The sequence below is a fragment of the Streptomyces sp. NPDC050636 genome, assembly GCF_040654775.1.
In the GTDB taxonomy this organism is placed as follows: Bacteria; Actinomycetota; Actinomycetes; order Streptomycetales; family Streptomycetaceae; genus Streptomyces.
This window is the reverse complement of record NZ_JBFAIP010000060.1, coordinates 1-14,734: the sequence shown is the minus strand read 5'-3', so window position 1 is coordinate 14,734 and position 14,734 is coordinate 1. Positions and strand designations below refer to the sequence as shown.

The following is a 14,734-nucleotide window of genomic DNA, read 5'->3' as shown; positions in this document are numbered from 1 at the left end:
CCGTTATGGAGGCGCTATGGCGACCATCTCGGACACTCGGATACGCGTCGTCTCACACGACGTTCTTCCGGCAGGAAGCTCCATCGCCGTGTCGGTACGGTTCTCCGTCACCATCGACACTCCCGAAGACTCCATCGACCTGACCGACGAACTCCGGCGGCTGGTCGCCGAGTCGGGAGTCACCGAGGGCACGCTGCACGTGTACTGCGGACACACCACATGCGGTCTGACCATCAACGAAAACGAGTGTGGCCTGGCCACGGACATGAAGGCTGTGCTGGAACGTATCGCCCCGCACAGCAGCACTCACTACTACGCCCATGACAAAAAACGCACCCCGGCCGAGAGGGCAGTTCACAGCGAACGCGACAACGGTCACTCCCACGCTCGCGCCCTGCTCGCCACTCACCCCGAGCTGAACATTCCGATCACGGCAAGCAAGCTGTACCTGGGCCGGTGGCAAGCGATCATGATGGCCGAATTCGACGGGCCACGTACACGAGAGCTACTGGTACGCGTCCACAGAGCCTGAAGCCGTCTCGTAATTGGTCTTTGGGCGCGTGGCTGATTCAGCGTCAGGGCACTCGTCCATCCGGCAACCGCGGCTCGGCCTGATCGACAGCCGGCGGCGCGGTCAGCTCGCGTAGGTGGCCGCGCCGCCGGATGTGGGGGGCCAGGAGACCGGGCCGCCCGAGCCCCGCAGGTGATGCCGCGCAGGTGGCGTCCCGTAGGTGGTGCCCCGCAGGTGCCCTGTATTCGGCGCTCCGTAGGCGGTGAAGGCGATCCGGTCACCGGGGTGCGGTAATCACCGGATCGCCGAAAATGGCTCTGCCCATGGGCACTTGAACTACGTGAACCGCAGATCACCGCAGCGCCCCACGACCACCTGTGCGCCAAGCTGCGTGAGGCCGGTCTCGGCGCGTTCGCTGACCTGGGGTTCGTCGGGCTGGACGACGACCCGCGCCGCGGCGGGCAAGGGAGCCGCAGCAGGCCGGGGCGCCGGTGGGACCCGGGCGGGTGGTACGGCGGGCAGTCCGTCCGGCGGCGCGGCGGGGGGCGTCGCCCAGGGCGGTTCCGGTCTGCACCGCAGCCGCGGCGGCAGTGCGGCCGCGGCCCGGAACGGACCCGCCGCCGGGGTGCCGGGCGCCCCTGGTGCGTACGGCGCGGGCGCCCAGCCTCGTACGGGCCGATCGGGCCGCGACGACCGCCGCCGGAACTCTCTGGTCGAGGACGAGGAGACCTGGGTACCGCGCCGCAACACGGTGCCGAGGGTCATCGAGTAGGGCGGGTGGTTCTTGGGGTGGTGCGCGTAGGTGGGGCGGTGCCGTACAGGGGATGGCGCCGCCCGCCCACGCGCCCCAGAGGCGTAAGGCGAATCCGGAAGAGCCCAGGAGCGGACCTGGCAGATGATCACCCAGGCATGATCAAGACCTCCCCGTTGTCTCGTGCGTCGTCTCGTGCGTTGTCTCGTGCGTTGTGTCGTATGAAGTTGTCTCGCGTGAAGCCTTGCGGAGCCGTTCGTGGTTGCCCGCCGCAGCCGTTTATCTACGTACACACGAGCCGTGGCGTGGCGGCGGGGTTTGTGTTCTCTTCCTCATCGGCCCACCGCTGTCCGCGACCGGCCCGCCTGCCCGCCTGCCCGCATCGATGGTCCTGACCCCGTATCGACCGTGCGCTGACGGCACGGAGGGTGTCCAGCCAACCCGTGCGTTGGTCTGGACTTATCGGCGGGCCCGCCATAATCTGATGCCGGATGCTGGTCTAGACCTCAGTAACGCCTTTGCTGTGCCGCCTAGTTGAGCAACTGGTTCGACCACTGGTCAATCTGGTCAAGCTGGTCAGCAGGCCGGCACCGCAGAGCCATCTCCTCCAACTCCCCCCACAGTGGCCGCTTCCAGCCCGAGGCCGACGTCCCCTGCGTGACGTCCAGTGCCCCCTGCTCGGCCGCGCAAAGGAGCCAGCCGATGAGTTCACGATCACGCACAGTCGCACTGCTCGGCGCTGCCACCATGGCCGTGGGCGTAGCGGTCTTCGTGCCGGCCGTACCTGCCTCAGCCGCAGCCGACTGCGCTACGCCGTGGAGTGCTTCGACCGCGTACGACGCAGGCAGGACCGTGTCGTACGACGGCCACAACTGGTCGGCGAAACGGCCGACGCATAGCGGCATAACCGGCAACGGCAGTAGCAGCGGCAAGGGCAGCGGCGACGGCTTCGGCAATAGCAATAGCAATAGCAATAGCGGTAGTGGTAGCGGTAGCGATAGTGATACGCCCAGCCGTTCCGACCGCTGGTCGGATCAAGGGCAGTGCGGCGGAGCTCCGGCGGCGTCCAAGGCCGGAGCCGATGTGACAGCCGAGGGATTCGTCGTGAGCGAAGCGCAGTTCAACCAGATGTTTCCGAACCGGAATTCGTTCTACACGTACAGTGGCCTGACCGCCGCGCTCAGCGCCTATCCGGAATTCGCGAATACCGGAAGCGACACGGTCAAGCGCCAGGAGGCCGCGGCCTTCCTTGCGAATGTCAGTCACGAAACCGGCGGTCTTGTCCACGTGGTGGAGCAGGACACCGGCAACTATCCGCACTACTGCGACGCCACCCAGCCGTACGGTTGTCCTGCCGGTCAGGCTGCGTACTACGGCAGGGGTCCGATCCAGCTCAGCTGGAACTTCAACTACAAGGCGGCCGGTGACGCGCTCGGCATCGACCTGCTCAACAACCCATATCTGGTGGAGCAGGATGCTGCGGTCGCCTGGAAGACCGCCCTCTGGTACTGGAATACGCAAACGGGGCCCGGCACGATGACCCCGCACAATGCGATGGTCACCGGAGCCGGTTTCGGCGAGACGATCCGCAGCATCAACGGATCTCTTGAGTGCAACGGCGGAAACCCCGAGCAGGTGCAGAGTCGGATCAACAGCTATAAGAGTTTCGTGGAGATTCTGGGAACCACTCCTGGCGATAACTTGAGCTGCTGACACGCGTCTCGGCGTCGGCGGGGCAGGCTGCCGGTCCCCAACGGCGGCCTACGCGCCCCGCCCCGTCCAGCGGACCGGAAGACGCTGCGGCCCTCGGATGAGCATCCCGGCGCGCCAGGCCAGCGCGTCCGGGTCCGCGTCCATGGCAAGGTCGGGGCAGCGGTCCAGGAGGGCGCGGATGGCGATTCGCGCCTCCAGGCGGGCCAGCGGGGCGCCGAGGCAGAAGTGAATGCCGTGGCCGAAGGCGACATGGCCGCGTGTCTCGCGTGTGATGTCGAAGTCGTCGGCCACGGTGAAGCGCTCAGGGTCGCGGGAGGCGGAGGCGAGGACGACCAGTACGGGGGCTCGGGCGGGTATGACCGTGCCGCCGATCTCGACCGGCTCCGAGGTGAAGCGCCAAGTGGACGTCTCCACGGGGCCGTCGTAGCGCAGCATCTCCTCCACGGCGTTGTCGAGGAGGGAGGGGTCGGCCCGCAGGGCGGCGAGTTGGGCGGGGTGCTGCAGCAGGGCACGCACGCCGTTGGCCAGCAGGCTGACGGTCGTCTCGTGACCGGCGACCAGCAGCAGGAACGCCATGCCGACCAGTTCGTCGCGGGAGAGCCGGTCGCCGTCCTCGTCGCTGGTACGGATCAAGGCGCTGAGCAGGTCGTCGCATGGGGCGCCCCGCTTGTCATCGATGAGGCCGACGAGGTACTCGGCCATTGCCCGGACCGCCTCCTGCCCCGCCTCTGGGCTGGTCGGCGCGACGATCTCGTTCGACCAGGCGCGGAAGTCGTCCCGTTCCACGGAGGGGACGCCGATCAGCTCGCAGATGACGGTCATCGGCAACGGGAAGGCGAACGCCTCGACGAGATCGGCACGGCCGTCAGGGGCGTCGAGCATCGCGTCGAGCAGCTCGTCGGTGATCTGCTGCACCCGCGGGCGAAGCGCCTCGACGCGGCGCGAGGTGAACTCCTTTGCCACCAGCTTCCGCAGGCGGGTGTGGCGCGGCGGGTCCGCGTCCAGCATGTTGTTGAACAGCGGCGAATCGCCGTCATCGCCGTTCAACAATCCGGCAGCACGCCAGTCCTTGTTGAGGCGAGGGTCGCTCAGCGCGGCCCTAACCGCTTCGTGGCCGACGACCAGCCACGTCTCCATCCCTTCAGGAATCCGCGCACGGTGCACCGGTCCCTGGGCGCGCAGTTTTGCGTAGTAGGGATACGGGTCTGCGACAAAATCCGCTCCGTAAGCCCCCAGATCGACGATCTCCGACATGTGCCGCCCCCGCTTCTCTCGACAATCAATTCCAGTAGCGGGATCGTCAATTCTGATAGCCGGCTCGACGATTCGCGTAACTGTTGACTGTCAACTGATTACTTGCCGCTTCATTTTACTGTTGCTGGCTACTGAGTGTTCCGCAGCTGAGATTCTGCTAATGACGCTGCACTCCCTGTCATCGTACGCAGGTTCGTGGGCTCCGACATCGCCCCAGCGGATGATCCCAACCAAGCCTCGTCCTCCGCTGGTTGTGCATTGACTCGGCTTCATCCGCCCTTGCAGCCCAATGCTGGGGAATACAGCAGCTTCGCCGGGAACTATGGCCATTCGATGTGCGTTCATGGCAGGTGGCCTCGACTCCAGCCTGCTGATTGTCGAGCTCCCGGCCGTGTTGTTCGGGGGACCGGTGACCTTTGACGCGTCTGCCTTACTTCGCCGGACTCCGTCACGGCGGCGACACCGCCTTCGAGCACGCCCAAGCTCGATCACCCCTCATTCGTCCTGGTCCCCGCCAGCGCCCCGGCCAGGTCGATGACGTCGTTGGCGACGAGGTCGACCTCGGCGGGAGGATCGACGGGGTCGGCGTCCGGGCCCCATTCCAGCGGGCGCGGGATGTAGGCGGTGCGGAGTCCGGCCTTGGCCGCCGCTTCGAGATCGTCGGGGTGGCAGGCCACCATGAGGAGCCGTCGTGGCTCCACCTCAAGTAGCTTGGCGGCCGTGAGATAGACCTGAGGGTCGGGCTTGTAGGACCTGGCCAGCTCGGCCGACATGATGCAGTCGAAGCGGAGCCCGGCCTGTTTGGTGAGGCGTGTCAGCAGGCCGACTCCTCCGTTGGACAGCGTCGCGGTGACCACTGGCGTCTTGTGGAGCAGCTCCAATCCGGGCGACGCGTCGGGCCAGGGGCGCAGACGGTGCCAGGCCCGCACGAGCCTGTCCCGCTCGGCCTTGCCGAGGGCGTTGAGCCCGTGCTCGGCCAACACCTCGTCCAGCATGAGCCGGTGCATGTCGTCCAGCGGCTGCCAGGGCAGCTCTCCGCTCAAGAACCTGCCCAGGACCGGGCGGTATCGGTGCCGCCAGGCGTCGGTGATCGCGGGCCAGTCGGCACGTAACCCGGCCCGGCCGCCGATGTCGGCCAGCTCGGCCGTCACGCTGGACCGCCAGTCGGTCATCGTCCCGAATACATCGAATACGGCGGCATCAACGTCCATGAGACGTACCCACCCACCCCTCAGCTTGTCATTGCAACCAGTGGCCTGGTGCTTTCCGATCATGCCGCAACTTGCTTTTGATCATGCAACACGGTTCTCTCGGACCGCAGTTCAACCCTGCGGAGCTCGTGGGCGCGGTGCGGCCCCATCCCGCCGGGGGCCATACGGCCCATTCGGCAATTCGCCCATTCGCACGGTCCGGTCCACAGCAGCTACCCAGGCCCTCGGTGCTCGTCCCTAGCGACGACTGCACGTGCTCCTGGAAGTCCGCGGAGTTCCGCACGTTCCGCCGGTCTTGGGTACGGCCGTAGCCCAGGCGCCAGGATCAGGGTGACGGCGACGGAGACCGCTGCCATCGCGGCCACCGCTGTCCCGGGCGACGCGCACTGGGCGACGGCGCCCGCGAGGGCGGCACCCACGCCCACTGACGACGGTTCACCGCCGATCCACGGCGCTGGCTCTTTGCTGGGGCCGTGACAACATCGGCTGCCGCCTCGGGCTCCCGGCGCCGCGCCCCCGGTCACCTTCGCGGAGGAGCTGGTGCGCATCCGTGAGACACCGCCTGAGATCGCCCGCGCTGATCTCACGGTGTCGCTGCGCGGCCCGCTCCCCGCCCCGCTACAGCGCCCCGATCTGCCGGAACGTACCGCCGACCTGATGGAGTGGGTGTGGACGGAAACGGTGCTCCCGTCTTGGCCACGACGCCGACGGATCATCGAGGCCGATGTCATCGCGTGTACGGCGCAGTTGAGCCGAGGAGGCTGGGCCGAGGCCCTGGACGACATGCGACCCGGGATGTCCTGGCTCGGGGAGAGCCGACTGCAGATCAGTACGCGCGACCACCCGCCGCGAGACCTCTCAGGCACGCGGCTGATGTCCGTTCCCGTTACACCACGCCAGAGTTGGGCCTCGTGGGACGACGCTCTTGAGGCCTCCGGCCGGGGCAGCCCCCAGCACCGGTACGCCGTGGTGTATCCGTGCTCGGGCACTCTGACGGAAGCGGGACGTGCGGCGGTACCTGAGGCGTTGGGAGCGCTGCTCGGCCATGCACGGGCAGGTGCCCTCGTCCTCCTCGACACCCCGAAGAGCACGGCACAGCTGGTGGCCCTCACCGGCCAGGTGCCGGGATCGATGGGCCGTCATCTCAAGGTCCTGCTCGACGCCGGCCTGGTCCGGCGCCGGCGTGCCGGGCGGTCCGTGCTCTATTACCGTACGGAGGCCGGTGAAGCGTTGGTGAAGGCTCAGCGGGATGGATATGGCTGAGGGACCTGACGGAGCTGAGGGACCTGACGGAGCTGAGGGTGATGAGGGAACTGACGGTGATGAGGGATGAGGCTCGTGGCGTGATGAGAGGGGAGGGGGAGAGGGAAGCCGACGTACGGCCTCAGAGAGACCCAAGGACCCCTGCCTCGCCCGCGCGGTGAAAGCGCAGCCAGCATGGGGATCCGCCGCCATGCCCGCCCCGACACCACCATCGCCGGTCTTCAGCAACACACCACGCGTGCTCCTCTTTCCCAAACCATCCCTTAGGCCCATAGGACAGCTCCATGACCCACAACAGGCTCCGCGACCTCCTCTCCGTCGGATTGATCGACCGCCTCGACGCCCGCGACAGGATGCTGCTGGAACGCCGCGCGCTGATAATGACCAGCGGCGACCAGCTGCTTCCGTTCGACCCTCGCGGGTGGTGGTACGCGGTGCCCGCCGCGACGTACGAAGGGCTCTTCGAAGCGCTCGACCTGCACGACCGATTCCCCATCACGCTGTGGGAAGGCACCGATGTGGAGGAGCTGCCGTGGCGCGAGGGTGCGCTGCCGGTCTGTATCACTCCTGAATTGGACGGCTGGCGGCTGATCTTCGGAAACCTGGTCGACGTGATCGGCTACGACTGGAGCGATTGGATGGGTGCGGTCGAGCGGCTGAGTGCCCATTGCGGCGAAGCGCAGATGTTCTACGAGGACAATGCGGAGGGTACAGACATCTGGGTGGTCGCCGAGAAGGGCCGGATCCGCAGGCGTTACACAGCCGAGGACGATCCCGAGTGGATCGGCGAGCCGCTTCCATGGGAACACCTTCGTATCGATGACGAGTACTTCGATCCGGACCACGACCACGCCGAGCCGAACGAGGGCACGGCGAGGGCCGCCTACGCCTGCGCCCGGCTGTCCGTGGATCCGACGGCCCTTGGCCCCGCCACCCGGGTGCGTGGCCACGGCTGGCTGGCGCTCAGCGCGCCGGGCATCGGCCATGAGGACCTGAACTCTCTTGTGTAGCCGCCGCGTTGCCGATTGCCGATTGCCTGGTGGGGGAGCGGGGGGAGCGGGGGGAGCGGGGAAGTGGGGAAGCTTGGAGCGCGGGCATCGTCGCACTGGGCCCGATGACGCCAGGGATTGAACGGAACCGGTCAGTTTCCCGTATTCCTCATCGTGATCACGCATTGTGCGCCCCCGGCCTGGGGCGTCACGCTCCCGTGGGGGCTCAGCTCTTACTTCCGAGACGTGAGGAGGGGCCCATGACCGACCCCGGTAGTTCACCGATCCATGCCCTGCCGGACGGAGACGCCGAAATCCGTGTGGTGCTCCGCCTGCAGTGGGAGGACGTCGCCGCACTCGGCAAGGAGGCCGGTCGGCTCGCCGCCCAGTTGAAGCGGCCGGTCACCTTGGACGAGGCCGCCAGCCACCGGCTGCGTACCCGGCCTACCGCAGCTCACGCGAAACCGGCGGCCGCCCAGGAGCGGCCGCAACCCGCCGCCGCACTTCAGCCCACCGCGGGAGCCGCCCTCCCTGTCGGCTCCCCGGGTGAACAGGCCCGGCAGGCGATCGAGAGGATCAACGGGAGTCCGGGAGTGAATGGGAGCTGAGGGGGCGGCGGGTCGGTCTTCTCCAGCTGGTACGAATATGGGAATCCGCTGATTGAGCTGGTGTCCCGCCCGTGTGGGCACCCGGATCTGGAGTTGACCGGCCCATGGATATGACCGCCCGTGAGATCCCCATGTCCTGCCTGAAAGGCCAACTCACCTGAGAGGGATGGTGAGCAAATCGGACCTGACGTCAGGTGTCCTCGGCCCAGGAAATGCGCTTCGTGAAGTGGATCCACACCGTCAATACCATCAGGGTCGCCGTCGCACCACCAAGCGCCATGACCGTCGATGGAGAAGCGCGGTCCACGATGACCCCGCCGGCCAGCGCCCCAAGGGAAATCGTCGCTTGAAATGAAGCGGTGAAGAGCACCGAGGCGGCCTCCGGTGCGTGCGGGGCTGACCTGGAGAACCATGTCTGAGACGAGACAGGCACGGCGCCGTAGGCAATTCCCCAGACGATCAGTAGCGCAATCGCACCGAATTCCCACCGGCCGAGGACGGGAAGCAGCAAGGTTGCACCGGCGAGCATCCCTGCGGCGACTCCGAAAGCGGCACGCGGACGGCGGGCCACCATAGCGCCTCCCACGAAATTGCCGACGATACCAGCGACTCCGTATGCCAGCAGGAACACGGTGATCAGGCCCGGACCCACGTGGGTGACCTGCTCAAGAAACGGGGCCACGTACGTGTACGTTCCGAAGTGCGCCATCACGATGAGGAACGTCACGAGAAGCGCAAAGCGGGTACTGATGCTCCGAAGCATGTCACGAAGCACACGCAGGCGTGTGACCTGCACGGCAGGCAGCGCGGGGAGCACCAGGAGCAGCATGAGGAACACCCCGGATGCCAGAATTCCCATCACAGCGAACGCCGTCCGCCAGCCGGCGCGATCGCCGATGAACGTGCCCACGGGGACGCCGAGCACAGAACCGAGTGGAACCGCCGAGAAAATCACCGCAGTTGCTCTGCCGACCGATTCCGACCGGACCAGACGTGTGGCCAGACCGGCGCCGATCGACCAGAATCCACCGATGGTGATCCCGACCATGACACGGGAAACAAGCACAAGCCAGTAGGTTGGTGCCGCCGCGGCAAGGAAGTTCGCCAGCGCCAGCAGGAACATCAAGGCACACAGCATCAGGCGGCGGTCGATCCGGGCGGTTGCCAGAGTGACGGCCGGAGCTGATATCGCGGCAAGGAATCCCGGCAGGGTCATCATCAGACCCGCCGTTCCGTCCGAGATCCGGAAGCTGGACCCTATCGACGTCAGCAGGCCAATGGGCAGGATCTCGGTGGTGACAATCGAAAAGATCCCCATCATGACCGAGATCACGGCGAGCCAGCCAATCAGGGGCGATTGAGTTGATACGGCAGTATCGTCGGCGGAGGTGGAGACTGAGGCGGCAGTGCGGCCCGCCGAGTCCGTGGAGCCTCTGGAGTCCGTGGACCCCGCAGGTCCCTTGGCGGTTGCGGAAGCGGTTGTGCTTGCGGTCATGGAATCCGTCCAGTGATATGCATTTCGCTGGTTTTGCAAACCAGTTCACCGTAATCACCGGCCGAGGTCTGGCAGTTTTGCGTCATAACCGTCACGGTCGTCCACCCACTCCACCCCGCTCCACTCCACCCCGCTCCATCTAATCGCTGACGGGAGCTCTGACCGGAGCCGCTATCCGAGGCAAACGAACCCGACACGTTTCTGCGTCACCGTGGAGACTCATGGGGCCAGTAAGTCCTAGGAGCCTTACGGGCCCTCGCCGCCGGGATCACGGCACTCGCCCTGTCGGCCAGCGCGCTCGTTCCCTCCCGGCCCGGTGATCCCGCTGGAGGCGGCGAAGAGCGGCGAGTCTCCCGCGTCGGTCGCCCAGAGCCGCCGTACCGGCACTGGGCGTGGCCACAACGTACCGCTGACCCCCGGCAGCATGGTCGACATGACGCGCCTACTCGCCCGCCGTGATCTGCTCGCCGTACTCGATCCCGGCGCCTGCCTCGATGCGTAAATCCTTCGCCGCGATCATCCTGGACGTACCCGCCCCGAGGAGATCACGGTCTATGCTCCCGTCGGCCTGCCCTGGCAGGACCTCGTCGTTGGCTGGGCCGCGTATCAGGACGCCGAGGGCCGAGGTATCGGCACGACGATTGACTTCCTTGCCTGAGTCACGGGCACCGCCACCGCGTGCAGTCCGATGGCGCGGAAGCCCGGTAGCTCGGTAGGTAAGTGGCTAGGTAGGTCGATGGCTCGATGGCTTGGTGGGCCGCCGGGTCGTCCCGTTCACCTCGTCCATGACGGACTGAACTCCACGTGGAACGGTTCCCAGTCGTGCGTGGTCACATCTGGCCAGTCGTAGAGGGACCGGCAGACGTGGTAGTTGCAGCCGCCCGGAATGTACAACTCGGTGGCGGCGGCCGGCGGCCCCTCCTTCGTCACGGCGAACATCTCTCGCGCCGCTTCCCGGAATGCCGCCGTACCACCGGTCAGGAACAGCGTCTCGGCGAAGACGTGCTGGCGGAGCAAGTCCTCGTTCTCGTGGTTGGCCGGGGCCGCGTATTCGGTCCCCTCATCGGAGGGCAGGTCGCTCTCCGGCACGCTCGCGGTCCGTATCTCCTGGGGAGCGTTCCCCGCGGTGATGCGCTCCCGCAACCGTTTCCAGCGGGTCGGCCGGAACTGTATCGACCGGTGTGCCAGTACGAGATCGAGCGGTTTCTCGTCCTCCCAGCCGATCCCGGGTGCGGTCGGGGTGGTGCGCATCGGCAGATAGATCAACGTCCGTGGGGATCGTGCCGCGAGCAGCCACAGGGTGCCGATGCGCCGGCCGTCCGTCCGGTCCACATACATGTCGTACGAGTTGCGGGTTTGGTAAAGCGCCCCGTTCTTGAGGGGTTTGGCCGGGCGGATCACCCGGAATTCCTCGGCGCCCAGCCGCACCTGGTGGACGGCGATCTTCAGCCGCAGGTCATCCCGGCCGATGGCAGCCCTTGATGCGGTCATCCTGTCTTCACCTGTCTCTCTCGCGCTGATGTTCCAGACCGTGATTGTTCCGGCCGGCGACGAGGAAGGCACCCGGAATCCGGGGGCTGTACGCCGACGGAGGCAGCACGATGTCCGAATACCGCCGGACCTCAGTGCCCCGATGCGTACACACTCGGCTGTGCCGCATCCGGTGCCGCATCCGGTGCCGCGGTGGTGGCCGCATTGCGGTCGGCCCAGGTGGCCCCCGTCTGGCCCCAGTCCTCTGGAGAGAAACATGAGCACCACCCAGCTGGGGGCGACCCCGCGTATGCGGTTGGACTGCGGCGACTGGGCCGCGCCGGTTGACGAGTGAATGTGCATGGCGGATATCGCGTATATGGCAGGTGCGACGTACACGCTGATCGGGCGCGATGGCCGGCCCTACCGGAGTGCTGCACCCGGCTCGTTGGGTGGATACCGGCCAGGCAAGCTGTACGGGAGGCTCGACTGCCCCTCCGCGCTCCGCGCCATCGCCCGCGGTCATTACGTACGTCACCGGGTCTTCTTCGCCGACGAAGGCACCGCTGTCGCGGCGGGATACCGACCGTGCGCGGTGTGCATGCCCCGTCAGTACGCACAGTGGAGGGTTGAGAGGAACGGGCTCCCGCGCCAGGGCAGCCCCGGAAGAGAGAGTGAGCGCGTGACCAGTACGTCCACCAGCGCGTCGGCCGCCGCGCCGACGGAGGCTGTGCATGAGTCGATGGAGAGGGAATCGGCAGACGGGGAGACCAAGGTGGGGGAGGCCGTGCTGGGTGAGGACGGGCTGGGGCGCTGCCTGTGGGCCGTCTCGCATCCGCTCAACCTGCGGTATCACGACACCGAATGGGGGCTGCCCGTCCGCGGGGAACAGGCGTTGTTCGAGCGGATCACGCTGGAGGCCTTTCAGGCCGGGCTGAGTTGGCTGACGATTCTCGCCAAGCGCCCGGCTTTCCGTACGGCGTTCGACGATTTCCAGCCGGACGTCGTAGCGGCATACACGGACGGTGATGTCGAACGCCTTATGGGAGATGCCGGGATCGTTCGTCATCGCGCGAAGATCGAGGCGGCGCGCACCAACGCCCGCGCCGTTCTGGCGCTGCGCGAGCACGGCGGGCTCGATCGGCTGATCTGGTCCCACAAGCCAGGTCGCACCCCGGTGCCCCGTACGGTCTCCGAAGTGCCGACCAGCACCGCCGAGTCGAAGGTGCTGGCCACCGAACTGCGTTCGTACGGCTTCCGGTTCGTCGGGCCCACTACGAGTTATGCGCTGATGGAGGCCATTGGCATGGTCGACACGCATCTGGTCGGGTGCCATCGGCGGGGGTCCTCGGGACAGTACGACGAGTAGGGCGGCCCACGTCTGCCGCTCGGTGAGATGTCCTGCCGGCCTTGCAGAAAGTTTGTGGGAATATCCGCTACCGGCTTGAAATCCGGCGGCTTGCGATTCATTATCGCGGAGACTCCCGTTCGCACGGGGCCATTGAGCCCTATACCGAGGGTGTCCAGGATCCGGGGGGAGATCTGTTCTTTGGCGATTCTTTGGCGCTCCGTGCGCTTTATGCGCCTCTCCGCACCTCTATGCGCTCTGTCTGTCTGCGACATGACATTGATCGCGCGAAGGTTGCACCTTCGGCCCTGGTGGCGTACGCGCCAACCCGTCCGCTGCTGCTTTGCGGACAGAACAGGGATTCCCGTCTCGCGGGGATCGTGTAGATCCGGGGCAATTCACTGAGGAAGGGCTCGACAACAGCCATGACGAACGATCACGAGAATCAGGTACGGGGTGGGAAGCCGAAGGGGCATCGGCCCGAGAAGGCTCCCGCGGCCGAGTTCTGTGCGACGAAGATCGCGGCGGCCGACCCCCGTTACGGGGACCTGGTGCGCGGTATGAATCAGCGCTGGGTCGGGCGGCCCGAGTCCGTGCGGGTGGTTGACTCCACTCAGCAGGTCGTGGCCGTGGTGCAAGAGGCGGTGCGAAGCGGCAAGAAACTGACGATCCGTGGTGGCGGGCACTGCTATGAGGACTTCGTCTTCAATGCCGACACCCAGATAGTGCTCGACATGTCGGAGATGACATCGGTCTACTACGACGAACGGTTATCTGCGTTCGCCGTGGAGGCCGGCGCGACGCTGCTCGACGTCTACGAGCGGCTGTACAAGGTGTGGGGCGTCACCGTCCCCGGTGGCATGTGCTATTCGGTGGGTGTGGGTGGTCATGTCAGCGGTGGCGGGTGGGGCATGCTCGCCCGCCAGCACGGACTGGTCGTCGATCATCTGTATGCGGTCGAGGTCGTCGTGGTCGATTCCCACGGGAAGGCCCGCACGGTGATCGCCACGCGTGAGGAGTCCGACCCCAACCGGGAATTGTGGTGGGCCCACACCGGGGCCGGCGGCGGCAACTTCGGGGCGATTACCCGGTACTGGTTCCGTTCCCCGCAGGCCACGGGCCGCAGGCCGGAACAGGCTCTCATCAAACCCCCCAACGAGGTGCTGATCAGCGCCGTTGCTTGGTCCTGGGACGACATGACCAAGGAAGCGTTCACCAGGCTCACGCAGAATTACGCGGCTTGGCATGTGGCGGACGAGAACTCCATGCCGGGCAGCTCCTACAGCGGGCTGATGAGTTCGCTGCTGCTCAATCACAGGTCGAACGGCCAGATAGGGCTGGTGTCCCAGATGGATGCCGCGGCTCCGAACGCGGAGAAACTGCTGGAGCTCTATATCGCCGCGGTCACCGAGGGTGTCGATATTGAGCACGGCCCGGTCACCAACACAATGGGTGAGCACAAACCGATGCCGCAGTACCACAAGCCCCAGCGGATGCCGTGGTTGCAGGCCACACGGTACTTCGGCACCACCAACAACACATTGGTCGACCCGACGCTGCGTGCCGACTACAAGTCGGCCTACAACAAACTCCCCATGACGGACGTCCAGATCGCGGCACTGTATGAGCACTTGGCTCACACCGATCTGGAAAACCCGCGCGCCATGGTCCAGTTGAGCTCGTTCGGATGTGCGGTGAACAGCGTAAAGCCGTGGGAAACCGCGAGCGTGCACCGTGATTCACGTTTCAAGCTGCTGTACCAGACGTACTGGAATGATCCGGCCGACGATGACGCGAACATCTCGTGGCTCAGGGACTTCTACGAGGACGTGTACAAGCAAACGGGCGGTGTGCCGGTCCTCGACGACACCACCGACGGCTGCTACGTCAACTACGCCGACATCGATCTCAACGACCCGCGTCACAACACGTCCGGAGTGCCGTGGCACACCCTGTATTTCGGGGACAACTATCCACGGCTGCAGGACGTCAAGGCGAAGTGGGATCCGGGCAACCACTTCAGCCACCGGCAGTCGGTGCGTTTGCCGTAGACCGGGCCGCGTGCACCGGACTGTGTAGACCGGGCTGCACGGTGGAGTTGTCTCGCCCGGGGCTGGTTGC

Annotated in this window: 12 protein-coding genes and 1 pseudogene; 9 read left to right on the top strand and 4 right to left on the bottom strand. The window is 66.3% G+C overall.

The window, feature by feature from the left end; all coding sequences use genetic code 11:
• Window positions 1–16 precede the first annotated feature (16 nt).
• From AB0I10_RS29620 to AB0I10_RS29610, 3 genes are all read left to right on the top strand, one after another.
• Entirely contained in the window at window positions 17–532 is a 516-nt protein-coding gene (locus AB0I10_RS29620) for a secondary thiamine-phosphate synthase enzyme YjbQ (protein ID WP_363155727.1), read from the top strand.
• Window positions 533–902: 370 nt separating this feature from the next.
• Window positions 903–1,283 (top strand): hypothetical protein, encoded by a 381-nt coding sequence (locus tag AB0I10_RS29615; protein ID WP_363155726.1) that lies wholly within the window; start codon window positions 903–905, stop codon window positions 1,281–1,283.
• 681 nt (window positions 1,284–1,964) lie between these two features.
• Window positions 1,965–2,975 (top strand): glycoside hydrolase family 19 protein, encoded by a 1,011-nt coding sequence (locus AB0I10_RS29610; protein WP_363155725.1) that lies wholly within the window; start codon window positions 1,965–1,967, stop codon window positions 2,973–2,975.
• Window positions 2,976–3,023: 48 nt separating this feature from the next.
• Here AB0I10_RS29610 and AB0I10_RS29605 read toward each other — a convergent pair whose 3' ends face one another.
• Window positions 3,024–4,229, bottom strand: a complete 1,206-nt coding sequence (locus tag AB0I10_RS29605; RefSeq protein WP_363155724.1) for a cytochrome P450 — start codon at window positions 4,227–4,229, stop codon at window positions 3,024–3,026.
• A 488-nt stretch (window positions 4,230–4,717) separates the two neighbouring features.
• Window positions 4,718–5,440 carry a haloacid dehalogenase type II gene (locus AB0I10_RS29600; protein WP_363155723.1) on the bottom strand — a complete coding sequence of 241 codons (723 nt, stop codon included), beginning with the start codon at window positions 5,438–5,440 and terminating at the stop codon, window positions 4,718–4,720.
• Between the two features lie 513 nt (window positions 5,441–5,953).
• On the opposite strand from AB0I10_RS29600, the pseudogene AB0I10_RS29595 reads away from it, so the two are divergent.
• From AB0I10_RS29595 to AB0I10_RS29585, 3 genes and pseudogenes are all read left to right on the top strand, one after another.
• A pseudogene (locus tag AB0I10_RS29595) lies at window positions 5,954–6,703 on the top strand (helix-turn-helix domain-containing protein); the annotation flags it as partial.
• 284 nt (window positions 6,704–6,987) lie between these two features.
• A complete protein-coding gene (locus tag AB0I10_RS29590) occupies window positions 6,988–7,713 on the top strand; it encodes a hypothetical protein (protein WP_363155722.1) in 726 nt (241 codons plus the stop codon).
• Window positions 7,714–7,952: 239 nt separating this feature from the next.
• Window positions 7,953–8,300 (top strand): hypothetical protein, encoded by a 348-nt coding sequence (locus AB0I10_RS29585; protein ID WP_363155721.1) that lies wholly within the window; start codon window positions 7,953–7,955, stop codon window positions 8,298–8,300.
• Window positions 8,301–8,490: 190 nt separating this feature from the next.
• On the opposite strand, the gene AB0I10_RS29580 is transcribed toward AB0I10_RS29585, so the two are convergent.
• Window positions 8,491–9,621, bottom strand: a complete 1,131-nt coding sequence (locus AB0I10_RS29580) for an MFS transporter (RefSeq protein ID WP_363155749.1) — start codon at window positions 9,619–9,621, stop codon at window positions 8,491–8,493.
• Between the two features lie 490 nt (window positions 9,622–10,111).
• Between AB0I10_RS29580 and AB0I10_RS29575 the strand changes: the two genes are divergently transcribed.
• Window positions 10,112–10,297 (top strand): hypothetical protein, encoded by a 186-nt coding sequence (locus tag AB0I10_RS29575; protein WP_363155720.1) that lies wholly within the window; start codon window positions 10,112–10,114, stop codon window positions 10,295–10,297.
• Between the two features lie 272 nt (window positions 10,298–10,569).
• Here AB0I10_RS29575 and AB0I10_RS29570 read toward each other — a convergent pair whose 3' ends face one another.
• Window positions 10,570–11,286, bottom strand: a complete 717-nt coding sequence (locus AB0I10_RS29570) for a hypothetical protein (RefSeq protein ID WP_363155719.1) — start codon at window positions 11,284–11,286, stop codon at window positions 10,570–10,572.
• A gap of 721 nt (window positions 11,287–12,007) precedes the next feature.
• On the opposite strand from AB0I10_RS29570, the gene AB0I10_RS29565 reads away from it, so the two are divergent.
• Both AB0I10_RS29565 and AB0I10_RS29560 read left to right on the top strand, forming a co-directional pair.
• The gene (locus tag AB0I10_RS29565; protein ID WP_363155747.1) at window positions 12,008–12,634 is read left to right on the top strand and encodes a DNA-3-methyladenine glycosylase I; all 627 of its coding nucleotides are present in this window, start codon (window positions 12,008–12,010) and stop codon (window positions 12,632–12,634) included.
• Window positions 12,635–13,038: 404 nt separating this feature from the next.
• The gene (locus AB0I10_RS29560; protein ID WP_363155718.1) at window positions 13,039–14,664 is read left to right on the top strand and encodes an FAD-binding protein; all 1,626 of its coding nucleotides are present in this window, start codon (window positions 13,039–13,041) and stop codon (window positions 14,662–14,664) included.
• Window positions 14,665–14,734 lie beyond the last annotated feature (70 nt).